Origin of the sequence: Algoriphagus sp., assembly GCF_029254265.1 — a bacterium.
GTDB lineage: Bacteria > Bacteroidota > Bacteroidia > Cytophagales > Cyclobacteriaceae > Algoriphagus.
In genome coordinates this window covers 1-24,830 of record NZ_JAQWXX010000090.1, presented here as the reverse complement: position 1 = coordinate 24,830, position 24,830 = coordinate 1, and the positions used below count along the sequence as shown (strand labels likewise).

Sequence of the window (24,830 nt, the reverse complement as noted above, 5' to 3'; positions counted from 1 at the left end):
ATGGAAATCCTTCGCCTTGCGCAGCAATCCTATTTTGATACCATTTCGATCCCTTTACCATCATCTAAAAGTGAATCCAATCGCGTTTTGGTTATCGATGCGTTGACAGATGGAGAAAATCGCATTTCCAATCTTGCTGAAGCTAGAGATACTCAGACCATGATTGGTTTGCTGAAAAAAAATCCTCCGGTTTATGATGTATTGGATGCAGGTACGACGATGCGATTTCTGACTGCTTTTGCAGCGGTGACACAGCAAAATAAAGTCATGACAGGAACAGCAAGAATGTGTCAACGACCTATAGGAATCCTAGTCGATGCACTACGGGAAATCGGTGCTGAAATTCACTACTTGAACCTTGAAGGCTATCCTCCTTTGGCTATTCATGGCCTGAAAGAGCAAGTCAATCATAAAGTTAAAATCCGTGGGGATGTCTCCAGTCAGTACATTTCCGCCATGTTAATGATTGCTCCATTGTTACCTAAAGGTCTGGAATTAGAACTCGAGGGAAAGGTAGGAAGCCAGACTTATATTGAAATGACGCTGGAATTGATGGCTCAATTTGGTATTAAATACACCTGGAAAGCGAACAAAATTGAAATACTTCATCAAGCCTATACTCCTACCTCCTTTGCTGTGGAAAGTGATTGGTCTGGCGCGAGTTACTGGTTCAGCCTACTTGCATGCGCTGATTCAGGCACATTTTTCCTAGAGGGATTAAAAGAAAATAGCCTTCAAGGAGATTCTAAAATCACGGAAATCATGGATTTCCTTGGCATCAAATCCACTTTTAAAAATGGTGGGGTTTTACTTCAAAAAAAGGCTGTAACTGGGTTAAAGGAATGGGATTTCACACATTGCCCAGATCTGGCCCAGACGGTAGCAGTGACTTGTGCAATCTTGGGACAAAACTCGATTTTCACTGGATTAGAGAGTTTGAGGATTAAGGAAACAGATCGAATCTATGCGCTTCAGCAAGAACTGGCAAAGTTTAATGCCGAGCTTAAAGAAATTGAACCCAATGTTTTTCAGGTGATCCCTTCTGTCACAATGCCACATCAAGTTCAGATTCATACCTACGAGGATCATCGAATGGCCATGGCATTTATGCCTTTGGTTACCAAGACTGAGGTTCATTTTGAAGACCCATCAGTGGTCAATAAGTCTTATCCAAGTTTCTGGAAACATTGCAATTTGGCAGGTATTCAAACTGAAAAATCAGCATGAGCGAGTTTAAAGTAGCGATCCAAGGGATCCCTGGTTCATTTCATCATCAAGTTGCCCTCCGGTATTTTGGAAATGATGCGGAGCTCCTGACTTTCAACACCTTTGAGCCGGTGGCAAAAGCCGTAGCAATGGGTGAAGCTAAATTTGGAGTGATGGCAATTGAAAACTCCATCGCAGGAGCAATACTGCCAAATTATGATTTGATTGATCGCTATGAACTGAATATCAGAGATGAATATTATTTGCCTATTGCCCATCAGTTTATGGCTTTACCCGGGCAGAAAATCGAGGATATCCATTCGGTTGCATCTCATCCCATGGCACTGCTTCAGTGCAAAACATTTCTTGCTAAATATCCCCACATTATCCAAAAAGAAGACATAGACACTGCGTCGGTAGCAAAACGAATTTCGGAGCAGAAACTGAAAGGTACTGCTGCAATTGCCAGTGAAATCGCTGCTGAGATTTATGGTTTGGAGATTTTAGCAAAGGACATTCAAACGGTAAAAGACAATTTCACCCGATTTATCATTTTACAAAAAGAGAAAACAGAAACACTTTACACCGCAAATAAAGCTTCTTTCAAAATCACAATTAAAAATCAAGCTGGCGGATTGGCTAAACTATTAACCATGTTGTTTGAAAAAGGTCTGGATCTAAGCAAGATCCAATCGATCCCAGTAATCGATAAGCCTTGGGAATATGCATTTTTTATGGATGCAGAATTTAAAAATTATGCTTCATTTCAAGAAGCAATGGAATTATGTCAACTTAATTTCGGTGAGGTAAAAATTTTCGGAGAATATTTGAGCAGAAAGCAATGAAGGGATATGCAGATCGTGTAAGCACGGTAGAAGAGTATTATTTTTCGGCAAAGCTCCGAGAAGTAAATCAAATGATTGCAGATGGCAAACTTGTCATCAATTTAGGTATTGGAAGTCCCGATCTATCTCCTGATCGATCAGTTATCGAAGCTTTGCGAAGCACTGCTGAAAATCAAAAAGCTCACGGCTATCAGAATTATCAAGGAATCCCGGAATTACGAATAGCTATGGCAGAGTTTTACATGCGCGAATATGGGGTACAACTTAACCCCGCAAAGGAAATCCTGCCTTTAATGGGCTCAAAGGAAGGAATCATGCATCTAAGTATGACTTTTCTAAACCCAGGAGATCAGGTGTTGATCCCTGACCCTGGCTACCCTACCTATGCTTCTGTCTCTAAGCTGCTCGGTGCAGTTCCCCTCTATTACAGTTTGGATCTTGAAAAAAAAGGTAGGCCAAATTTGGAGGAATTGGAAAAATCAGATCTGTCAAAAGTAAAAATCATGTGGATCAATTATCCGCATATGCCCACCGGAGCGACCGGAAGCATTCAGATTTTACAGGACTTGGTAGCCTTCGCAAAACGACATGACATTATCTTGCTTCATGACAATCCTTATAGCCATATCCTGAATCCTGAACCAATTAGCATTTTATCCATTCCGGGGGCAAAGGAAGTAGCCTTAGAATTGAATTCCCTAAGCAAGACATTCAACATGCCCGGCTGGCGTGTAGGAATGCTTTCCGGCCGAGAGGACTGGATCGCAGCCGTCGTCAAGGTGAAAAGCAATATGGATTCGGGCATGTTTCTCGGGATCCAAAAAGGGGCGATTGCAGCTCTGAATTTGGGAAAAAGTTGGTTTACCGAATTGGACGAAAATTATCAAAACCGTAGAAAGCTTGTCTGGAAGCTTGCAGAAAAACTCGGTTTAAGCTTTTCCAAGGACAACGCCGGATTATTTGTATGGTGCAAAGTGCCAAATGGAAAAACGGCCGAGGCAATGGTAGATGAGCTTTTATATGAAAAAAACATCTTTATCACTCCAGGAAAAATCTTTGGTGCGGCGGGAGAGGATTATATCAGAATTTCACTTTGCATGCCCGAGTTTAAAATATTGGAAGCTATTAATCGAATCAAATCATAATCGACTATGAAGAAAATACACATCATTGGACTAGGGCTTTTGGGAGGATCTTTTGGTCTCGCTGCCAGAAGAAAATTCCCTGAATTGAAAGTAACTGGTTCCGATATCTCCGAACAAAATCAAAAAGATGCGCTGACTCTGGGAATTATTACCGAAGTAAAAGAAAACCCGGATTCGGACACTGATATCGTAATTCTGGCGACACCTGCAGATACGATGGGTGATCTATTAACTAAAACACTTGATCAAATCGGAGAAGAAACCTTGGTAATTGACCTTGGATCAACTAAATCTAAGCTTTGTATTCAAGTTTCCAATCATCCAAAGCGAGCACAATATTTAGCTGGACACCCAATTGCCGGGACAGAATATTCCGGGCCTAAAGCTGCTTTTGCTGATCTATTAGATCGAAAGGTGATGATTCTGTGCGAAATGGAAAAAACAGATTTACACCTTAAAGAAAAGGCCTATTCTCTATTTGACGCATTGAATTTGAAGCTTCGATTTATGGATCCGGAGGAGCATGATCGTCATTTGGCATTTGTTTCTCATTTGTCCCATATATCTTCATTTATGTTGGGGAAAACGGTTTTGCAAAAAATGGCTGATGATAAAAACATCTTCGACATGGCAGGATCTGGCTTCGCTTCCACCGTGCGATTGGCAAAATCCAGTCCTGCGATGTGGGCTCCTATTCTTACCGAAAACAAAGACAATATTTTGGCAGCCCTTGATGGATATATCGCAAACCTTGCTGATATCCGTGCAAAAGTTGCTGAAAGTGATGGAGCCTCGATTTATTCAGATTTATCAGATATTAATAAGATCCGGGACATTTTGGATTTGGGAAAATAAAAGTCAAAGCGATAGTTTTCTAAAGAGTCTCAGCTTTTTAAGACTTGATTTTAGAGATTTAGATCAAAAAAACCACGGTATATCCGTGGTTTTTTTTGTAATGGGTTACCATTTTTTAGTACTTTGATCTAAAATCCTATTCACCTATGAAATCGACTATTTTCCTCTTCGTTTTAGTTTTTTCCTTAAGCTCCTGTGGTAAAAAAGGAGGATGGAAAACTTTAGACACCTCAAATGAAGCGTCTCCAAGACATGAAAATTCCTTTGTAGAATTAGACGGCAAGTTCTATGCATTGGGTGGCCGTACAGATCGGCCAGTTGAAGAATTTGATCCCAAAACTAACACTTGGAAGAAATTGGCAGATTCTCCAATGAATTTTCACCACTTCCAGGCCTTAGCCTTCGAGGGAGAAATCTATGTGATCGGAGCTTTATCAGGACCCTATCCACATGAGAAACCAATAGAAAATTTCTTGATTTTCAACCCAAAAACAAATACTTGGCGAGAAGGCCCAAAGATTCCTGCGGATAGACTTCGTGGTTCAGTAGGAGTTTTTTCCAGAGAAGGGAAGATCTACTTGGTTTGTGGAATCATTGATGGGCATTGGGACGGTCATGTGGCTTGGTTTGATGAATATGACCCAAAAACTGACACCTGGAAAGTCTTACCTGATGCACCAAGGCCCCGAGATCACTTCGGTGCAGCAATGGTTGGAGATCGAGCATATGTAGCAGGAGGCAGAACTTCTCATGCGGCTATTGACAAAGTGTTAGAGTTGACAATTTCAGAAGTAGATTATTATGATTTCAATACCGGCACATGGCATACAGAAAAAAACGGATTGCCGACATTGAGAGGTGGTAGTTCTTCAATTGGACATAATGAGTTTTTGGTAGTGATTAATGGGGAAAGTAGTACCCAAGAACTTTCCCACTCAGAAGTAGAGGTGTTGAATACCAAAACAGGTGAATGGACCAATCTGCCCGATTTAAATGAGGGTAGACATGGGACTGGCGTGATTTATTTCCAAGGTAAATTGTATGTAGCTGCTGGATCGGCCGAACGATATGGTGGGCCAGAACTAAGTGATATTGAAGCCTTAGAATGGAAATAGTGTATAACTTCTTAATCAGAAAGATTATTAAATCGGATTTTAATTTTTTTTAAGACCTCTGATTTCCTAATTCTGATAACTCAACTAAGTCTGGCTTCACTTTTGAACAGTTATAATTGAAAATAAACACAATTATTATGAAACATACCTTAACAGCTCTATTGATTTTAGTGAGTTTTGTAGCTTTTGCTCAAGAGGATTTTAATATCCCTTTAATTGAAATTGAAGGTGTATCCATGCGCAAAGTCGCTTCTGATGAAGCAACATTCACGATAAATCTAGAAGAAAAGTCCATGAAAGTCGTATCTGCTGTGGAAGTCCTTAATCGAAAGACTAAGAATCTTGCAGATGCTTTGAAAAAGGCAAAAATCAAAGATTATAAATTAATAGCAGATAATTATTCAGTAGACATCAATCGCATTTACCGAAGTGGAGTTTCGAGAGATAGTGGGTACGTTGCACGACAGAGTTTGAGAATAGTTACAGGAAGCAAGAATGAGGATCTTCAAAAGATCGTCGAATCCATCCAAGAGGCAGGCGACATGAGTTTTAATCTGCACTTCCAGGTATCAGAGGCAACCAGGAATTCGCTTGAAGATGCTATGCTAGTAGAAGCTTTGAAAAACGCCGAAAGTAAAGCCCTATTAATTGCCCAAACTTTGGGAATTAAAACGATACGTGTTCACCGAGTTTCCTTAGATACTCCGCAGCAAGTGTATCCAAAAATGGAAATGATGCGAACTATGGCTGATAGTCCATCAGAAGTAATGATTGCACCTGACGATCAAACTTTGTTACGCAAAGTATATGTGAAGTATACGTATTGATAGTTTCTAAAATCAAGAATTTAGACCTCGGTAGATTATTCTATCGGGGTTTTTTATTTGAAAGTCATGCTGAAAAAGCCAAAGCACTGATTGAAAATTTGAAGTCATTAAACAATTTTACCTTCACTCAACTCGATTGGTCTACTGGGTTAATCTTGATAAGCAAGATTTCATAAGGAGATCAAATGAAATCTTTTTTTATCATTTTAGAAATTGAGATATTGAAACTCTATTCGATCTGAACAACGAATCCCTACCCTATGATGAGTACGCTGGAAGATTTATTAAAGCAGGAATTCCAATATCAAAACCCCAAACTCAAACTTCTAGCTGGATACTTTAATCTCAACTACTTGGTAAGTGATGGGGAGGGAAAATCTATCCTAAAAACTTACCCTTTCGACGCTGAGTACGCAGATATTTTAGATGCAGAAAATGAAATTTTACTTCAGCTTTCAGCATATCTGACTTCAGGGATTCCAACGCCAATTCCATCAGCGGAAAAACAATATCTTTTGCAGAAAGAACTAGAAGGAAAACCGAGCCTATTTCGAATGCTTAGCTTTCTCGAAGGGGATTTCCTTGGTTCAATTGCAGCATCAAAAACTACTTATGAGTCATTAGGAAGCTTTTTGGCTGAATTAGATTTGGGTTTAGGTAAATGCAAAAATTACGTATTAAGATCTCGGCAATTGGATTGGGATATTCAATACTTAGCACTCAACAAACCTTTAATTGCTTCGATCGAATCTGCTATAGACCGAAGTTTAGTCAGGTATTTTTTCCTGCAATTTGAAGAGCAAGTAGCTCCAATTCTACCCCAACTTCGAAAGCAACTAATCCATGGAGATGCTAACGAATGGAATATCCTTACCAAAGACGGACATGTTAATGGCATTATTGACTTTGGCGATTGCACTTATTCGCCATTGATTAATGAGGTTGCAATTGCGCTGACTTACATCATCTATGACAAAGAAAAACCCTTGGATTGGGTAGCTGACTTTCTGAAAGCTTATCACCAAAAGCTTCCATTAGAAGCTCAGGAACTCGAAATCCTCTATTATCTTATTGCGGCTAGACTTTGTATTTCGGTCTGCCAATCTGCTCAATCCAGAAAAGTGAATCCCGAAAACAGCTATGCCACTATCAGTGAAAAGGCAGCTTGGGCTACACTTCGAAAATGGATTGCAATTAGCCCACTAGGTGCTACCAATGAATTCAAGAAGGTAGTAAATCTTCCTGTTTCAAAATTCATCCCAATTGAAACCCAACTTGAGCGTAGGTATCAGTCCATTTCGCCTATTCTTTCTGTCAGCTACAAAAACCCAATTGCAATCACCTCTGCGGCTTTTCAATACATGTATGATGATCGAGGAAATGCAATCCTCGATGCCTACAACAATATCCCACACGTGGGACATTCTCACCCAAAAGTGGTAGCTGCTGGTCAGAGGCAAATGGCAAAACTCAACACGAATACCCGATACATCTATGATTCTTTGGCAGAATATGCTGAAAAGCTCTTAGCCAAATTCCCTCCAAGCTTAAGTAAAGTCTACTTTGTCAACTCAGGTTCTGCTGCAAGTGACCTCGCCATGCGAATAGCAACTGCGCATACCAAAAGTCAAAATTACATGGTCATGGAGCATGGCTATCATGGAAATACTCAGATTTCGATCGATATCAGCGACTATAAATTCAGCAACAAAAAGGGCATCGGACAAAAGCCAAATATTTTAAAAGCTGCTATCCCAGACACCTATTTAGGAAAATATAAAAACGATGACGGCTCAGCAGGAGCAGCTTATGCAAAAGATGCCATTGCCCAACTAGAAACATTTGATGGAAAAATTGGAGCTTTTATCGCCGAACCAATTGTTGGATGCGGCGGACAAGTTCCTTTAGCAAAAGGCTATCTCCAAGCACTCTATCCAGCAATTCGAGCTCAGGGTGGCATTTGCATCAGCGACGAAGTGCAGACAGGTTTTGGGCGGGTTGGAACACATTTTTGGGGCTATGAAGTTCAGGGAGTCATACCAGATATGGTAGTCCTGGGAAAGCCGATGGGCAATGGCCACCCAATGGGGGCAGTCGTTTGTACTGAAGAAATCGCTGAATCCTTCGGCAAGGGAGTGGAATTTTTTAGTTCATTTGGTGGAAATCCGGTTTCCTGCGAGATCGGTATTGCGGTTTTGGACGTGATTGAGGAAGAAGGATTGCAAGAAAATGCTCGAATCGTTGGGAATTACTATCTCGAGCTATTCAGAGAATTACAGAAAAATCATTCGTGTATAGGTGATGTCCGAGGTTCGGGCTTATTCCTTGGAGTTGAGTTAGTAAAACCTGGAACCACTGAGCCAGATACAGCCTTGGCCTCTCGAATCAAAAATGAATTACGAAATCGGAATATCTTGATCAGCACTGATGGACCACATGATAATGTCTTAAAGACTAAGCCTCCACTTTGTTTTTCAAAGGAAAATGCTGCTGAAGTCGTTCGAAACATCAGAGATATTCTAAATAGAATAGTTTAAAAAAATCGATTTGACAGTTCTGAATCCGCACCATTTTAGATCAGCGGTTCTTTATCTACAAAACAAATTGGGATATTGGAATTCAAAATATTCCAAACTGACATGAAACCTACTCTAAAGCTATTTTCTATTCTCTTAATCAGTATCGGATTTTCATGTACCGAATCCAATCCAAATGTGGGCACTTCGGAAATCACCAAATGGCCTGAGGGTAAAATAGGAGCAATTTCCGTCACCTATGATGATGGCATCATCAATCAGTTCACGATTGGCAAACCAATCATGGATAGCCTCGGACTTCCTGCGACTTTTTACATTATCACAGGGAAAGTAGAAGGTTCAGGTAAGGGAAAGTTTATTGGTAGGGACCCAAAAGAAATCATTCGAGAAACAGCAAGCTCAAAAACAGATTCCAGTAATTTCTTCGAACGGGCATCCCTTATTGCCTTTACTGGTACAACCGAAGCCGAAGATTATCATGCGAGAGCCGGATCATTATTTGAATCGGGAAAAATCCAGGAAGCCTACAGCCTAATCGATGAAGGATACGAAAAGATCAGGGCTGGGAAAATGGTGAATACTGGAGAAGTCATTTTTCACAATAATGCAGAAGATACCACTTCATGGGAGCAATATAAATCCTATGCTGCTCAAGGTCATGAGATTGCGTCCCATACTGTCACCCATGCCCGACTAGCGGTATTAGATGAAGTCAATATGCTTTATGAATTGGAGCAAAGTAAAGCTGATTTGCTAAAGTTCCTTGGAGAAGAATCCATCTTTTCTGCAGAAGGACCTTATGGGACAGAGAATGAGCGTGTCATGGAATATGCGCACAAGATCTATCCTTCCCTGCGAAATCGAATGCCGGAAACTTGGCTGGAAGAAATCAACCGAGGTAGCAAAGCTCAACCTGGCGATTCCGAAAAAGAATATGTACAATGGCAAAGAGGAATTCTCACCCGCCATTCTTTTGAAGATATGAAAAGCTGGATCGATACAACCTTGAATCATGACAATATCTGGCTGGTATTAGTAATCCATGGAGTGGAAAACCTAGGCTGGGAACCTAAAACTCGTGATGAATTAAAGGAGTATTTCTCGTTTATGAAATCCACAGAAGATCAAATTTGGATCGAAACGTTCCGGGATGTCACCAAATACGTCCGCGCTCGTCAAAACACAAGAGTGGAAAGTCGCTTTGAAAATGGTAAAATCACCATCTCGCTTAATTCGGATCTTGATCCACTCCTCTATACTGTCCCACTAACGATTAAAACCTATATTCCGGAAGACTGGACACAGGCTAAAAGCAGTGATCAAAAAACTCTCACTATTCAAGAAGATGAAAAAGGGAAATATGTTTTAACGCCTTTGTCCTTAGCTGAAACCCAAACCTTTATCACCAATTGAAAATAACGAGGCAATGCTAACTAGTCAAAAACACCTCTTTAACCTCGATCCCGGCGTCCATTACCTTAACAATGCCTATCGAGGTCCTCAGCTTAAATCCTCAGAAGAAGCTGGGATTGCTTCGATCATCCAACAGCGAAATCCCATTCAGTTAAAACCAACTGATTTCTTTGAGGGGGTAGATTCAGTTCGAAAGCTTTTTGGTCAATTGGTCAATTGCGAGTCTTCCGACGTGGCGGTCATTCCATCCACTTCCTATGGATTTTCTTCTGTTTTGACTAATCTTAAACCGAAAGCTAGAGGGAAAGCGATCGTCGTTCAAGACGAATTTCCAAGTGGCTATTTCTCCATTGCACGCTGGGCAAAAGAAAATCAAGCTACAATCGAAACGATTGCTCCAGATTCAACATCGGCTTCCAAAGGTGAATCTTGGAATTCTGCTTTGTTGGAGGCGATTGACGAGAAAACTTCTGTAGTCTTGATTTCTTCAATTCACTGGATGAGTGGGGTGAAATATGACCTAGAAGCAATTGGTGCAAAATGCCAGAAAATGGGTGCCGTGTTCATTGTGGATGGGACCCAATCCGTCGGTGCGATGCCAATAGATGTGAAGGCCTGTCAAATTGATGCCTTAATCTGCGCTACTTACAAATGGCTACTTGGCCCCTATTCACTTTCTTTAGCATATATCGGTGAAAAATTTCACAATGGAATTCCTCTAGAAGAGTCATGGATGAATCGGGTCAATGCCAGAGATTTTGGGAGATTATCCGAATATGAGGCTGAATACATTTCTGGGGCAGCGAGATACACTGTCGGTGAAGCAGCGAATTTTGTCTTAATGCCCATGCTTAAAGCCAGCTTAATGCAAATCTTAAAATGGACTCCAAGTGCAATTCAAAAGTATTCCAGCTCACTTAATCTACCATTAATTGACTTTATTTCTCGCATCGGTGGACAGACAGAACCTGAACCATATTTAGCAGAACATCTTTTTGCTCCCCTCTTACCAAAAAACATCAACACTGCAGATTTAAAACAAGAACTTGAAGCAAACCAAATTTACGTTTCAACAAGAGGCGAATACCTCCGGGTTTCAATCAATGTGTTTAATGAAAAGGAAGACATCTCCGCACTAATGCACGTTATCGAACAGCACCTTTAATCCGTATAGGAATTAAACCCCTATTGCTATGAAAGCTCAAATCTATACCCAATACGGTCCGCCTTCAGTCATCAGATTCGCTGAAATCGCTAAACCCAATGTTGGCAAGTCCGATGTGCTGATTCAAGTCAAAGCAGCAACAGTAAATCGAACAGATTCAGGTTTCAGAAGTGCTGAATATTTTGTCAGTAGATTTTTTTCTGGACTTTTCCGTCCAAATCAACCTGTTTTAGGATGCGAGTTTGCTGGAGTGGTATCAGAAATCGGAAGCGAAGTGTCCAAGTTCAAAGTAGGAGATCGGGTTTTTGGTTTTGATGATGAGGGCTTTGGAGCACATGCTGAATTCAAAGTCATCGATGAAAACAAAGGCATAACTACCATTCCCGAAGGATTGGATTTTGAAACTGCAGCGGCTTTAAGTGAGGGCTCCCACTATGCTCTAGGCAATATCCGAGCTGCAAATGTGCTGGCAGACCAGCACGTGCTCGTAATAGGCGGCACAGGCGCAATTGGCTCAGCTGCCATACAATTGATCAAAGGAATCGGAGCAAAAGTCACTGCTGTCTGCCCCGGAGCACATATGAATACAGTCAGGAATCTCGGAGCAGATCGAGTGGTTAACTTCCAAACTGAAGATTTTACCCAAACTGAAGAGCGCTATGAATTTATTTTTGATGCGGTTGGAAAGAGTAGGTTTTCGATTTGTAAACCTCTGTTAAAAGAAAAAGGAATCTATATTTCTACTGAATTAGGACCTCGATTGGAAAACATCTTTTTGGCTATAAAACATAAATTCACCTCAGGTAAAAAATTACTTTTCCCAATTCCGACATTTTCTCAGGAAGATCTCATTTTTTTAAAAACTCAATATGAAAAAGGTCTCTTTAAACCTTTGATTGATCGGGTGTATGATTTTGACCAACTCGTAGAAGCCTATACTTATGTAGGGACCGGGCAAAAAATCGGTAATGTGATTCTTCGAATCAGCTAGAAATTTTAGAAAAAAATTGGATAACGATTTATGCTCCTAAAATCAAGAAACTATCATAAACATCAAAAAAGTCAAGATTCCAATTACCAGTCCTAGAATGAAAACATTATAGGCATGACGAAGTAAGTTGTATTTTTTATTAAGAACCTTGCCTTGGTAGTAAAGTGAGATCCCCATGTGTTCGTGGATTTCGGCTTTGGATGGAAGGATCCGTTCGATTTCTTCCAAATATTCATCTAATGTGTAGGTAGAACTTTCTCCAAAAAAAAGCATACTTGACTTCGGTTTTTGAGCTGAAGGGGGAGTTTTGCCCATAATCTTTGGTTTTGCAGCTTGAACAGCTAAAATAGTTGAAGTCAAGCAAGTTGAAAGTAAAAGCAAAATCGGGATGAGTGTGAGGGGGTTCTTAATGTCCAGACCGTGAGAAATAGAACCGTAACCAATAATAGCGATGGTGGAAGAAATCACTAATGCATTGATGCTTATTATGATATTTGCCTTGTTATCCGCAATCTGTAGCAGATTACAATTATTCTTAAAAGTCACTCTAAAAAATGTCTGACGCTCGCGTTCAGTTTTTTCTTTTTTTACTTTGATCACTTCTTCTTCCATAGGTGGATTTTTTCAAATCTTAATTTAAAGAATAATTTCCCTAAAAATAGAACCTTTCAACTTGGTATCAATAGGAATACCCATGAGAAATTTCTAAACAAATAATCTTCAAAGCTGAACAAAATCCTTGTAAACTCAGAATTCATCCAGTTTTTGGTCCAAACTTCAAAAAGTTAGAAGTAATCCAATTCATTTTAAATAAATTGAAGAATGGATTTTTTAAAACTAATTGTAATAAAACAAATCATATCATGAGTAATCTTAAAAAAGAAGAAATTAATCAGGAGGTTTTTGACCTTTATGATGCCTATGCGCATAACCGTATCGATCGTAGAACTTTCGTGGAGAAACTGTCCGTGTATGCAGTTGGAGGGATCACAGTAGCTTCATTGATGAGTGCAATGATGCCTGATTATGTGAGTACAAGGACTATTTCGGAAGACGATGAGCGATTGAGTTCAGAATATGTGATGTATAATTCTCCTAAAGGAGGGGGAGAGATCAAAGGGCTTCTTTCGATTCCTGCTGATAAAAAAGGAAAGGTTCCTGGAGTGGTGGTTGTTCACGAAAACAGAGGGCTTAATCCATACATTGAAGACGTAGGAAGAAGAGCAGCGGTAGCTGGCTTTATTTCTATCGCACCAGATGCTTTGACACCACTTGGTGGATATCCCGGTAATGACGATGATGGTAGAGCTATGCAATCCAAGAGAAATCGAGATGAAATGCTCGAAGATTTTATTGCAGCATATGAGTATCTTAAAAATCATCCGGATTGTAGCGGTGAAGTAGGAGTAGTTGGATTCTGCTTCGGCGGATGGATTTCCAATATGATGGCTGTTCGGATCCCTGAATTAGGAGCTGCTGTACCTTATTATGGAGGTCAACCAACCGCCGAGGAAGCCGCAAAAATCAAGGCTCCATTAATGCTTCATTATGCAGGACTTGATGAACGTGTTAATGCAGGTTGGCCAGCATACGAAGCAGCTTTAAAGGCAAATGGGGTTGAAAATACAGCCTATTTTTACCCGGAGACTAATCATGGTTTTCACAATAATACGACCTCTAGGTATGATGAAGCTGCTGCAAATCTTTCTTGGGAGCGAACCATCAGTTTTTTTAAAGAAAAATTAAAGTGATAGAATCAAAGGTTTAAACTTTAATCTAAAACATAGCGGAAGAAAAATTCATGGATTTCATAGATTATTACAAGGCACTTGGAATAGCAAAAACGGCAACTCCTGATGAAATCAAGAAAGCCTATAGAAAGCTAGCCAGAAAATATCATCCCGATGTTAATCCCGATGACAAAGAGGCGGAGCGAAAATTCAAAGAAATTAATGAGGCAAATGAAGTCCTAAGCAATCCTGAGAATCGTGCCAAGTACGATAAGTATGGCAAAGATTGGAAGCATGGTGAAGAATATGAACGTCAACAGCAACAGCATAGAAAGAGTCAAGGCAGATCAGGCCAGGGACAAGGTTTTTCCGGAGGCGGATATTCGCAAAGCGACTTTTCCGATTATTTCGAATCCATGTTTGGCGGTGGAGGATCAGGCTATAAGCAAGGCGGCAGAAGTGTAAAATTCAAAGGGCAAGACCTGAACGCAGAATTACACCTCAACTTGAGGGATGTCTATAAAGACTTCCCTCAAGTTTTGGATGTAAATGGCAACAAAATCAGATTGACTATAGCTGCCGGTATTGAGAATGGGCAAACCATAAAAATCCCAGGCAAAGGTGGTCAGGGAGTTAATGGTGGTCCAAATGGAGACTTGTACATTAAAATCCACCTTGAAAATACAACCGAATTTCACCGAATGGGGAATAATCTTCACAAAAACGTTGAGCTTGACTTATACACTGCTATGCTTGGTGGAGAACTGGTGACAGATACTTTTGACGGAAAGGTAAAACTGAAAATCGCTCCTGAAACCCAAAATGGAGATAAAGTAAGATTGAAAGGCAAAGGCTTCCCTGTTTATAAGAAAAAAGGTGAATTTGGAGATTTGATTCTCACTTACTCCATTTCACTTCCCAAAAATCTAACAGAAAAAGAGCGGGAATTATTCAAAGAACTAAAAAACCTAAGATAATATGGAAGAGCAGAAATTAATCTTGGTAGAAACGGTTTGCACCCATTATCAACTTCAATTCTCTTTTATCGAGCAATTGGAGGAAGTTGGTCTGATCTCATTGGTGAGGGAAAATGAAGTGGTGTTTATCTCGGAAGAAAAAGTATCTGATCTTGAAAAAGTGCTTCGCCTTCATGAGGAGCTAAATGTCAATCTGGAAGGAATTGACATTATCCTGAATCTGCTGAATAAAGTAGGAAGTTTACAGTCTGAATTAGATGAAGCAAAAAAGAAGTTGCAATGGTATTCGGGAGAACTTTAAGTAGTTCTCCCAATACGTATGACTAATAATAATACCTCCTCAAAGCACTAATAGACCGTGCTCTCGAAGTATTTCCCACACTTCGGATGAGGTCAATTCTTCAAAATCCCCAAATTCTTCTTCATAACTTTCCCGGATAGGTCTGATCGTTTTTAGGCTTTCCTGATAGGAAACCTCCTGAAGTAAACCAAGTACCCATTCTGCCAATTCCGTTGGGATTTCCATGGCAAAATCTTCTTTCTTTCCTGAAAAAACCAAATCAGCAAAACCGGCATTTTCTCCTTCCAAAAGTTCTGGCTCCTCTCCAATCCAAATAATTCGTTTTTGATCTTTATAGGAAATGGCCTCCTCTTTTTCCAATTCTTTTAAAATGTAAGTATTGGAGACAGATGGATTTGGAACCTTGGAATCAAACCAATCTCGAAGCGGAATATCAAATCCGACCCCATGCATGTAATTGAACAGCGACTTCCGTAGCCCTTCGCCAAATAGTTCATGATCTCCCCCTGTAGGATCTTCATGTTGTAGCTCATTATTGGCAAAACTTCCCTCCGTGCTCATGATTCTTACCGAAAAATCTTTTGGATTCAAACCCACTGGACTATGAGCTGTCATCGCAAAACGATGCCAAAAGCCGGATTGTAATACGCCCGATTCAAATAACTGGCGAACCATTTCCAGTGAGTCAATTGTCTCTTGAGCAGTTTGGGTGGGAAAACCGTACATCAAGTAGGCATGAACCATAATCCCAGACTGGGTAAAATGATTCGTGACTCTGGCAACTTGACCGACAGTAACACCCTTTTTGATTAATTCTAAAAGTCGATCTGAGGCTACTTCCAAACCACCGGAAACGGCGATGCAACCTGAGGCTCGAAGTAAGCGGCAAAGATCTGCGGTAAAACTACTTTCAAAGCGAATATTTGTCCACCAAACCACCGTCAGGCCTCTTCTCAAAATCTCAATCGCCAAGTCCCGCATCAAAGCCGGAGGTGCTGCTTCATCTACAAAATGAAAGCCGTTCTGGCCTGTCTGAGCCATGATTTCTTCAATGCGATCACATAATATCTCTGCATTGATTGGTTCGTACCGACCGATATAATCAAGTGAGATGTCACAGAATGTACATTTACCCCAGTAGCAGCCATGTGCTAGCGTCAGCTTATTCCAGCGCCCATCAGACCAAAGCCGATGCATGGGGTTGGCGATTTCTATAACTGAAAGGTAATCGCGAAGAAAGAGATCAGAATAATCCGGTGTCCCGGTATCTCGCTGCGAAATATCTTTAACTGAAGAATTATTTAGAAATTTCACTTCCGAATCAAGCCTGACAAACGTACGCTTCAATTCATGGATTGGTCTTTTACCCTCCAAATACTCCAAAAGCAAACGAATCGGAGCTTCCCCGTCATCCAGAACAATAAAATCCACATAATCAAAAACCCGAGCTTCTTTGAGTGATCGGAGTTCTGTGTTTGGGTATCCCCCACCCATCCAGATCTTGATCTCCGGATAATGTTTCTTGATGTATTGTCCACACTTGAAAGCTCCATAAAGGTTTCCCGGAAAGGGAACAGAGAAAGCAATTGAAGTGGGCTGATAGCGCTCAATTTTCTTTTCTAATAAGTCGAGCATGATCTGATCAATCATTCCGGAAGGTTCTTGCAGCGCTTCTTCCATTTCATCAAAAGTGCTGGCTGACAATCCTAATCGCTCCGCATACCGACTAAATCCGAAATTTGGATCCACAACCTCTTTGATCAAATCACCCAAATCCTCCAAATAAAGGGTAGCGTAATAGCGTGCCTTGTCTCGAATCCCAAGAGTGCCAAATGCCCATTCTAAATCCTCCAATTGCTCAAAACGACTCGCTTCCGGAAGAAAATCCCCCTCAGATATGGTGTATGCAAGTGTTGGGTTTTTATCCTGAAGAAAGGCAATCACAGGATCAATAGTCTGAAGGTATTTCTTTCGAAGACGAAAAATCCGAGCTGAATTTTCAGACAATTCATCTAATTGCGCTTCCACAGTTTGGAAAACATCAGAAAGTCCCTTTTTTGAAAAAAGCTCCAAAATCATCTCAATCCCCAGATCCACTTGATTAGAAGCTACACCAAGTGTATTTAGGTACCCTTTGAGATAAGCCGTGGCGGGATATGGAGTATTCAGCTGTGTAAGCGGAGGCGTGATGAAGAGAACTTTATTTGTCAAAATCGGAGTTAGATTGGTATGGTAAAGTTCGGAAAGAATCATCAAAAGCTATCCAAACAACCCAAATAAAACCCTTAAAAGAATCTATTTAGGAATCTTAGAATAATTAATTAAGTAGATTTACTGAACAACAAGTACCAAGAATGAAAGAAAATAAATTCAATATTGCCGTCTTGATAGACGGTGACAACGCCCAAGCAAAACTGATTAAAGAGATTTTAGAGGAAGTTTCCAAATATGGAAAAGCTACTATAAGGAGGATTTATGGTGACTGGACTACTCCGCACATGAACAGCTGGAAAGAAGTCATCAACCAATATTCCTTCAACCCAATTCAGAAATTCTCCTACACCACAGGTAAAAACTCCACTGACAGTTCACTAATCATCGATGCAATGGATATTCTTCACAGTGACAGTGTGGATGGTTTTTGTATTGTTTCCAGTGACTCAGACTATACAGGCCTCGCAAAAAGAATCCGTGAAGAGGGAATGTTTGTCATGGGAATCGGAAGAAGATTAACCCCAAAAGCATTTGTCCAGTCTTGTGAGATTTTCACTTTTGCAGAAAATCTTATCCCAGAAGAAAAAGAAAAACGATCTAAATCTTCCGATAAATCAAGTAAATCACAACCCAAAAGGTCTACAACAAAATCTGAAGATGTCAATAAAGAGGAGCTTTTTAAGGAATCTCCGACATTGGATTTAGAATTAATTGACAAAGCATTTGAGATCGCCTCGGACGAAGAAGAGGAAATTCACATCGCTAAAATCGGAGCTTCTTTACGGAAAATCGACCCAAGTTTTGACCCTAGATCTTATGGCTACCGCAATCTTACAGAGCTTTTCAAAAGCCTAGATAAATACACTGTAATTCGAAATGAAGTTAATGGATTAAATTATCCATTGGTTAAATTGAAATAATCAAACAGAAACTCGAAATGGGATTGAAAATCATCATCACTGGAACGACAGGAATGGTAGGCGAAGGCGTAATGCTTCAATGCTTGGATAATCCGAAAGTTGAAAAAGTACTTTCAATTAGTCGAAAGCCAAATGGTCATTCGCATCCTAAACTTGAGGAATTGATTCATGCAGACTTTTCAGATTTGAGTGCAGTTGAAAATCAATTGGCTGGTTACGATGCCTGTTATTTCTGCGCAGGTATTTCTTCGGTAGGGATCAGCAAAGAAGAATACGAGCGAATCACCTATGATCTTACTTTGTCTTTTGCCAAAACTTTAGCTAAGTTAAATCCAAAAATGACCTTTACCTATGTTTCAGGACAAGGAACTGACAGTTCTGAAAAAGGAAGTTCACACTGGGCAAGAGTAAAAGGAAAAACTGAAAATGATTTACGAAAACTTCCTTTCAAACAAGTTTTCGCCTATCGCCCTGGCGTAATGAAACCTGTTGCAGCCAATTCCTTGCATATACTTTCCACATACAAATACTTTGGCTGGACCTACCCTATAGGCAGAAAACTATTTCCAAACGCATTCAATACCTTAGCAGAAGTTGGAGATTCTATGCTCAAAGTGACCCTGAAAGGGTATGATAAATTTATATTGAACGGTATAGAAATCACTGAAACTGCAAAACTTTAAATCCCGAGCTTTACATATACCTATGAAAAAACTTCTTCTTTCCATTGCACTCCTTGCTTCTTTAAATGCTTTTGCTCAGCAACCCAATCAAGCCAAAATTGAAGAGCTCACTGAAAGCCAATGGCAACATGGACTTTCGCTTTTGAATGAAATGGTGAGCATTCCAAACGATGCCTTTTACCCAGAGCAAATCGAGGTAAATATCGCTTGGTGCGAAAATCAATTTGACAAGAGAGGATATTCCACAGAGCGCTTAAAAACAAGCGGCATCCCACTTCTTTTGGTAGAAAAAAAACAACCTGGAGCTACCAAAACCACACTTTTCTATTTCCACGTAGATGGACAGGCTGTAGACCGAAGAAAATGGCTTCAGCCGGATCCCTATATTCCTGTCCTAAAAGCTCAGAATGCTAAAGGGGATTGGGAGATTATTCAGATGGAGAAATTGAAATCAGAATACAATCCAGATTGGAGAGTTTATGCCAGATCCAGCTCTGATGACAAAGGTCCAATCGCCATGTTTTTGACTGGTTGGGATGCTTTGGCAGAGGAAGGTATTTCTCCCAATTACAATGTGAAGATCATTCTAGACTTCGAGGAAGAACAAGGCTCGCCACTTTTGCCGAAGGCAGTGATCGACTACAAAGAAAAGCTCGCTGCTGATCTCATGCTGATCATGGATGGTCCAAGACATACCAGTAACGAACCGACCTTAAGCTACGGAGCCCGAGGCATCAGCGATATGACTCTCACTACTTATGGCCCTAAACTTCCACAGCACAGCGGGCATTATGGTAACTATGCTCCGAATCCAGGCTTTCTCTTGGCGCAATTGCTAGCTTCAATGAAAGATTCGGAAGGCAGAGTGACAATTCCAGGCTATTACGATGGCATCGAGTTTAATGAATCAGAGAAGGCAATATTTGATGCAGTGCCCGACGATGAAGCGGCAATCAATCAGCGACTTGGATTAGGAAGAACGGATCAAGTTGGGAAAAGCTATCAGGAAAGCATTCAATATCCTTCCCTGAATATCCGCGGAATGCGTTCAGCTTGGGTCGGCCCTGAAGCTCGCACAATTGTACCCGATGTGGCTTTGGCAGAATTGGATATTAGGCTTGTACCTGAGTCGGATCCAAACCGACTTTTTAGCTTGATCGAAAAGCATATTCAAGGGCAAGGATTCACAGTGCTCGATCATGATCCTACTGATGAGGAGCGGATGAAATATCCCAAAATCGTCAAGATGACCAAATCCATTTCCTATCAGGCATTTCGAACGCCGATGGATTCTGAAGCAGGAGCTTGGCTTCGCAAAGCAATGAATCGAGCTTATGGAAAAGATCCAGTTCAGATTCGAATTTCTGGAGGTTCAATTCCTATTTCTCCGTTTGTCGATGCTCTAGGGATTCCTGCAGTAACCATTCCAACAGTGAATGCTGATAATAATCAACATAGTCCAAATGAGAATTTGAGATTAGGAAACTACAAAGAAGGCATTTATGCAATCATATCTGTATTGACAGAACCGCTCAACTGATTTCGCTAGCTACAAGTTCTTTTTTGAAGCTATATAAAAAAGGCGCTTTGTGAGAACCTCCAGTAAACAGTTTTTCATGTCGATCTAAAATCCCTAAACCGAGTATTTTTCGCTGGAAATTTGCTCGGTTTTGCTTTTCTCCCATAATCGACTCATAGACTTGCTGCAGGTCTTTCATGGTAAAAAACTCAGGTAGCAGATTAAAACTTAGTAGCTTCTGGTCCAGATGAGTCCGAAGATGTTCGAGTGCCTTACTCACGATTAGATTGTGATCTTGCATTAAGGGGGGCAGTTCATCAAAATTATACCAATCAATCGAATCCGATAAAGCGTCTGGTTTTGGAATGACCGTTTCGTAGTTGATCAGAGCATAATAAGCCACCGTAACGAATCGACCGAGCATCCAATCATTATCTAATTTCAGACCTTGGCCATCAAGAATCTTCTTCATGATCGAAGGGTCGGAGCGCTCCAGTGACCCAAAAGTCTGGAATTGCTCTAAGTAAATTTTTTCTATCCCGGTACGCTCAGACACACCTGTTTTTACTGCTTTATCCAAGGGCTCATCCATCCGGATAAATCCGCCTGGAAGAGCAAAAGTCCCTGTATTCTGGTATTCTAAAACCAAGATTTTCAGCTTTTCACCAGCAAATCCAAAAATAACAGCGTCATAGGAAAGATTGGGAATATAGTCCTTTGAATCAAATGCCATGAACGAATCTATAAAAAATCAATTAAATAACTAGGAAAATTATTCTAAAGACGGTACTATTGTTTCAGGAAGAAACAATAAAGTCCAGTAAATGAATTTCAACCCAAGATCCCTACTCATCATTTTCTTTTCAGCTATTCTAGCATTACCGCATTTTTCAAAAGCTCAGCATCTCAATAGTATTGAAGTGAAAACTGAAATTACAAATGGCACTATTGCCGGCTATTACGACACCAAAACCAACATTAAAAAATACTTAGGAATCCCTTTTGCGAAGCCACCGGTAGGTGATTTAAGATGGAAAGCACCGCAACCATTGGAGAATTGGGATGGGGTTAAGGAAACTAAGAAATTTGGACCAAGAGCAGTTCAAGCTCCCATTTTTGGGGATATGGATTTCAAGTCTGATGGCATGAGTGAAGATTGTCTTTATCTAAATGTCTGGACACCGGCAACTCGAAATGACAAAAACCTCCCTGTTCTGGTTTATTTCTATGGAGGTGGATTCTCGGCAGGTGACGGTTCAGAACCTCGCTACAATGGTGAAGCAATGGCTCAGCAAGGCATTGTGGTAGTAACAGTAAATTATCGCTTGAATGTATTTGGCTTTTTGGCACATCCTGATTTAAGTGCAGAAACAGCTCACAAAGGTTCAGGGAATTATGGACTGATGGATCAGCACGCTTCACTCAAATGGGTGAAGGAAAATATTTCAGCTTTCGGTGGCGATCCTGACAAAGTAACCATTGCAGGAGAATCTGCTGGTTCAATTTCTGTCAGCTACCAAATGGCCTCTCCTCTTTCTAAAGGACTCATAGCCGGAGCAATTGGTGAATCAGGTGCTGGAATAAATCCCACTCTGGCACCTAACAAACTTGAAGATGCAGAGAAGATTGGAACTGATTTCATCACCCAAGCCGGATTTAATTCTATTGCCGAAATGCGAAAATTGAGTACGGCTGAAGTATATGAGATCTTTTTGGAATCAAAGCTTTTTGGTTTTCCAGTGACCATTGATGGATACTTCCTTCCTAAAACACTTCCGGAAATCTTCGAAGCTAAAGAGCAGGCAATGGTACCATTGCTGGCTGGATGGAATTCTGCCGAGATTCCAGGTATGGCTTTTATGCAGGGTCAACCTTATACTTCGGAAGCTTTCATTAAAAAGGTTCAAGAAACTTATCCAGAAGATTACGAGGAAGTTTTAACACTCCACCCTCATACTAATCCTCAAGAAGTAGAACGCTCTGCTACTGATCTTGCCGCAGATAGATTTATCGCTTATAGTACATGGAAATGGCTTGATCTCCATGCCAAGAATTCTGACCAGCCGGTGTATCGATACCTATACAGTAAACTTAGACCTCCTTTGAAAAACTCCAATTTGACTACAGGCTTGGCAGGAGGAACGGTTGAAGGCGGCCCAAAAATGCCTGAGCCTATCGGTGCTCCACATGCCTGCGAAATCGAATATGCTTTGGGGAATCTTCCATTGGTCGATGTATTTGCTTGGACTCCGGACGATTACAAAGTGTCCAAAACGTTTATGGGTTTCTTCGCTAATTTTATAAAAACCGGAAATCCAAACGGTGAAAACCTTCCGGAATGGAAGGCCATAAAAGTTACAGATTCGAATCCACCAGTGATGGACATCAATACCGAAAGCAAAATATTTCAAGCGACGGATACTCCTCGATACCAATTTCATGATCGCTTCTACGGAAACGATAAAAAATAGTGCCTGATTAAACTTAACACCGATTGAAAAAGGGAGTCGAAAGGCTTCCTTTTTTTTGGGTTTCAACTATCTTTAAGCAAACCCAACCCTTTGATCATGTTGAAACAAATAAATCGAATTGGAATTTTCCTGATCCTATTAGCATTTGTTGCTTGCTCGGAAAAGGAACCAGAAGCTTCTAAAAAACCAAATATACTTTTTGTATTCGTAGATGATCACGCTTTTCAAGCAATATCTGCCTATGAAAGCCGATTGAAAGATCTTGCTCCTACCCCAAATATCGATCGAATTGCTAAAAGCGGGATGCGGTTTAATCGGGCATATGTCACCAACTCGATCTGTGCACCATCAAGAGCCTCTGTATTGACTGGACTTCACTCACATGCAAATGGTCACCTTACCAATAATGACACTTTCGATGGAAGTCAAACCACTTTCCCAAAATTGCTCCAAGCAAACGGATATAATACTGCTATAATAGGAAAATGGCATTTAAAATCAGCTCCAACCGGTTTTGACTACTGGGATATTCTTCCCGGACAAGGCCATTATTATAATCCAGATTTTATCACGGCTACAGATACCACCATCGAAACCGGGTATGTGACAGAAATCATCACAGACAAAACACTCAATTGGCTAAAAAGTCAACAAGATTCAGGAAAGCCTTTTATGCTGATGATGCAGCACAAAGCTCCACATCGAGAGTGGGAAAAGGGCCCGAATCAACTCTCACTATATGAAGATGTGACTTTTCCTGAGCCTGATAATCTATTTGACGATTATGCCACTCGAACCTCCGCTGCTAGGGACCAGGATATGACTATCGACAAAACTATGGAGCTAAAATATGATCTTAAGATGTGGAGCAAAGCAGATTCTGCATCCGGAGTGTATCAGCGAACCTATGGTAGAATGAATCCAAGCCAACAAAAAGCATGGGATGCTGTTTATGATCCGCTTCGGGAAGATTTTGAAAAAGCCAATCTCAGTGGACAAGATCTGGTTCGCTGGAAATATCAGCGCTATATGCGAGACTATTTAGCTGTGATTCGAGCAGTAGATGAGAGTGTTGGGAAAGTCTTAGATTATCTAAAAGAAAATAATTTAGAGGACAACACCTTGGTAGTCTATACTTCTGATCAAGGATTTTATCTTGGAGAGCATGGCTGGTTTGACAAGCGATTTATGTACGAGGAAAGCTTCCGAACACCACTTTTAATGTCTTGGCCTGGGGTAATCCCATCGGGAACTACTTCGGACGCTTTGGTTTCCAATCTGGACTTTGCACAGACTTTTTTAGAAATCACCGAGACACCTGATCCGGGTACGATGCAGGGCCTAAGCCTCCTGCCAATAATGAAAGGTGAAAAACCTACTGACTGGCGAAAAAGTCTGTATTATGCCTATTTCGAATATCCTGGTGCTCACTCTGTGAAAAAGCATGAAGGAGCTTTCGATGGGCGTTTTAAGATTATCCATTTCTATGATTCCGACGAGTGGGAATTCTATGATTTACAAAGCGACCCAAAAGAAATGAACAATGTCTATTCTGCTCCTGAGATGCAAAACCAAGTGGTACGAATGCAAACGGAACTGAAGCGACTGAAGGAAGAATATCAGGTGAAGTAATGTGGAATATAAGATATCAGATTTAGGATTTATGAAATAGGATCTTGGATTTACGAATTACGATTTACGAGATGGTTGATGGCTTTTGTCTTCTTTTAAGACTTTGGCTTTCAGCCTTCTCATTTTAGACTCATTTGACAAGAAAGGGGCACAGGATCTGACCGCCTGTCATTCCCTGATATAGGTTGACCGTTTTAAAGCTACTTGAAAAATGCTAAAAACGGGAAAAAGGATCAATCCATACCGGAAGTATTCTGAAGAATTCAAGCGTAAATTGGTAGATG

At 40.6% G+C, this 24,830-nt stretch carries 21 protein-coding genes; 18 read left to right on the top strand and 3 right to left on the bottom strand.

The genetic code is table 11. The features are described 5' to 3' along the window. The 10 genes from P8O16_RS13400 (at nucleotide 1) to P8O16_RS13355 (ending at nucleotide 12,099) form a co-directional block, all read left to right on the top strand. On the top strand, nucleotides 1–1,227 hold the full coding sequence (locus tag P8O16_RS13400; protein WP_300315870.1) for a 3-phosphoshikimate 1-carboxyvinyltransferase: 1,227 nt from the start codon (nucleotides 1–3) through the stop codon (nucleotides 1,225–1,227). Continuing rightward, on the top strand, nucleotides 1,224–2,051 hold the full coding sequence (locus tag P8O16_RS13395) for a prephenate dehydratase (protein ID WP_300315867.1): 828 nt from the start codon (nucleotides 1,224–1,226) through the stop codon (nucleotides 2,049–2,051). Before P8O16_RS13400 ends, P8O16_RS13395 begins: the two co-directional genes overlap by 4 nt. Further along, complete coding sequence (locus P8O16_RS13390; RefSeq protein WP_300315864.1) at nucleotides 2,048–3,196, top strand: aminotransferase class I/II-fold pyridoxal phosphate-dependent enzyme; 1,149 nt, start codon at nucleotides 2,048–2,050, stop codon at nucleotides 3,194–3,196. Before P8O16_RS13395 ends, P8O16_RS13390 begins: the two co-directional genes overlap by 4 nt. Before the next feature lie 6 nt (nucleotides 3,197–3,202). Next, complete coding sequence (locus P8O16_RS13385) at nucleotides 3,203–4,051, top strand: prephenate dehydrogenase (RefSeq protein WP_300315862.1); 849 nt, start codon at nucleotides 3,203–3,205, stop codon at nucleotides 4,049–4,051. Nucleotides 4,052–4,197: 146 nt separating this feature from the next. Next, nucleotides 4,198–5,166: a kelch repeat-containing protein gene (locus tag P8O16_RS13380; protein WP_300315860.1), complete on the top strand. Its 969-nt coding sequence runs from the start codon at nucleotides 4,198–4,200 to the stop codon at nucleotides 5,164–5,166. A gap of 137 nt (nucleotides 5,167–5,303) precedes the next feature. Continuing rightward, nucleotides 5,304–5,993: an SIMPL domain-containing protein gene (locus P8O16_RS13375; RefSeq protein ID WP_300315857.1), complete on the top strand. Its 690-nt coding sequence runs from the start codon at nucleotides 5,304–5,306 to the stop codon at nucleotides 5,991–5,993. A 260-nt stretch (nucleotides 5,994–6,253) separates the two neighbouring features. Beyond that, nucleotides 6,254–8,530, top strand: coding sequence for an aminotransferase class III-fold pyridoxal phosphate-dependent enzyme (locus P8O16_RS13370; RefSeq protein WP_300315854.1), 2,277 nt, complete (start codon nucleotides 6,254–6,256; stop codon nucleotides 8,528–8,530). A gap of 102 nt (nucleotides 8,531–8,632) precedes the next feature. Beyond that, the gene (locus P8O16_RS13365; protein WP_300315851.1) at nucleotides 8,633–9,943 is read left to right on the top strand and encodes a polysaccharide deacetylase family protein; all 1,311 of its coding nucleotides are present in this window, start codon (nucleotides 8,633–8,635) and stop codon (nucleotides 9,941–9,943) included. Between the two features lie 13 nt (nucleotides 9,944–9,956). Next, nucleotides 9,957–11,108: an aminotransferase class V-fold PLP-dependent enzyme gene (locus P8O16_RS13360; protein ID WP_300315849.1), complete on the top strand. Its 1,152-nt coding sequence runs from the start codon at nucleotides 9,957–9,959 to the stop codon at nucleotides 11,106–11,108. A gap of 28 nt (nucleotides 11,109–11,136) precedes the next feature. Beyond that, nucleotides 11,137–12,099, top strand: a complete 963-nt coding sequence (locus P8O16_RS13355) for an NAD(P)-dependent alcohol dehydrogenase (RefSeq protein ID WP_300315846.1) — start codon at nucleotides 11,137–11,139, stop codon at nucleotides 12,097–12,099. A gap of 42 nt (nucleotides 12,100–12,141) precedes the next feature. Here the strand turns inward: P8O16_RS13355 and P8O16_RS13350 are convergent, their stop codons facing one another. Continuing rightward, a complete protein-coding gene (locus tag P8O16_RS13350; protein WP_300315843.1) occupies nucleotides 12,142–12,711 on the bottom strand; it encodes a Pycsar system effector family protein in 570 nt (189 codons plus the stop codon). A gap of 251 nt (nucleotides 12,712–12,962) precedes the next feature. On the opposite strand from P8O16_RS13350, the gene P8O16_RS13345 reads away from it, so the two are divergent. The 3 genes from P8O16_RS13345 to P8O16_RS13335 are packed head-to-tail and all read left to right on the top strand — an operon-like array spanning nucleotide 12,963 to nucleotide 15,107. Further along, a complete protein-coding gene (locus P8O16_RS13345; RefSeq protein ID WP_300315841.1) occupies nucleotides 12,963–13,850 on the top strand; it encodes a dienelactone hydrolase family protein in 888 nt (295 codons plus the stop codon). Between the two features lie 50 nt (nucleotides 13,851–13,900). Beyond that, a complete protein-coding gene (locus P8O16_RS13340; RefSeq protein ID WP_300315838.1) occupies nucleotides 13,901–14,806 on the top strand; it encodes a J domain-containing protein in 906 nt (301 codons plus the stop codon). A gap of 1 nt (nucleotide 14,807) precedes the next feature. Further along, nucleotides 14,808–15,107, top strand: coding sequence for a chaperone modulator CbpM (locus tag P8O16_RS13335; protein WP_300315835.1), 300 nt, complete (start codon nucleotides 14,808–14,810; stop codon nucleotides 15,105–15,107). Nucleotides 15,108–15,146: 39 nt separating this feature from the next. On the opposite strand, the gene P8O16_RS13330 is transcribed toward P8O16_RS13335, so the two are convergent. After that, nucleotides 15,147–17,360: a radical SAM protein gene (locus P8O16_RS13330; RefSeq protein WP_300315832.1), complete on the bottom strand. Its 2,214-nt coding sequence runs from the start codon at nucleotides 17,358–17,360 to the stop codon at nucleotides 15,147–15,149. 101 nt (nucleotides 17,361–17,461) lie between these two features. Here P8O16_RS13330 and P8O16_RS13325 point away from each other — a divergent pair, with 101 nt between their 5' ends. From P8O16_RS13325 to P8O16_RS13315, 3 genes are read left to right on the top strand one after another with little or no spacing between them, the layout of a single operon-like run. Then, nucleotides 17,462–18,241 carry an NYN domain-containing protein gene (locus P8O16_RS13325; protein WP_300315829.1) on the top strand — a complete coding sequence of 260 codons (780 nt, stop codon included), beginning with the start codon at nucleotides 17,462–17,464 and terminating at the stop codon, nucleotides 18,239–18,241. A gap of 17 nt (nucleotides 18,242–18,258) precedes the next feature. Further along, nucleotides 18,259–18,924: an NAD-dependent epimerase/dehydratase family protein gene (locus P8O16_RS13320; RefSeq protein ID WP_300315826.1), complete on the top strand. Its 666-nt coding sequence runs from the start codon at nucleotides 18,259–18,261 to the stop codon at nucleotides 18,922–18,924. Nucleotides 18,925–18,946: 22 nt separating this feature from the next. Further along, a complete protein-coding gene (locus P8O16_RS13315) occupies nucleotides 18,947–20,464 on the top strand; it encodes a M20/M25/M40 family metallo-hydrolase (protein ID WP_300315823.1) in 1,518 nt (505 codons plus the stop codon). On the opposite strand, the gene P8O16_RS13310 is transcribed toward P8O16_RS13315, so the two are convergent. Next, entirely contained in the window at nucleotides 20,457–21,176 is a 720-nt protein-coding gene (locus P8O16_RS13310) for an NUDIX hydrolase (RefSeq protein WP_300315820.1), read from the bottom strand. The two genes, P8O16_RS13315 and P8O16_RS13310, sit on opposite strands and share 8 nt — an antisense overlap. A gap of 91 nt (nucleotides 21,177–21,267) precedes the next feature. Here P8O16_RS13310 and P8O16_RS13305 point away from each other — a divergent pair, with 91 nt between their 5' ends. Both P8O16_RS13305 and P8O16_RS13300 read left to right on the top strand, forming a co-directional pair. After that, nucleotides 21,268–22,914: a carboxylesterase family protein gene (locus P8O16_RS13305; protein ID WP_300315817.1), complete on the top strand. Its 1,647-nt coding sequence runs from the start codon at nucleotides 21,268–21,270 to the stop codon at nucleotides 22,912–22,914. A gap of 96 nt (nucleotides 22,915–23,010) precedes the next feature. After that, nucleotides 23,011–24,546 (top strand): sulfatase, encoded by a 1,536-nt coding sequence (locus P8O16_RS13300; RefSeq protein WP_300315814.1) that lies wholly within the window; start codon nucleotides 23,011–23,013, stop codon nucleotides 24,544–24,546. Nucleotides 24,547–24,830 lie beyond the last annotated feature (284 nt).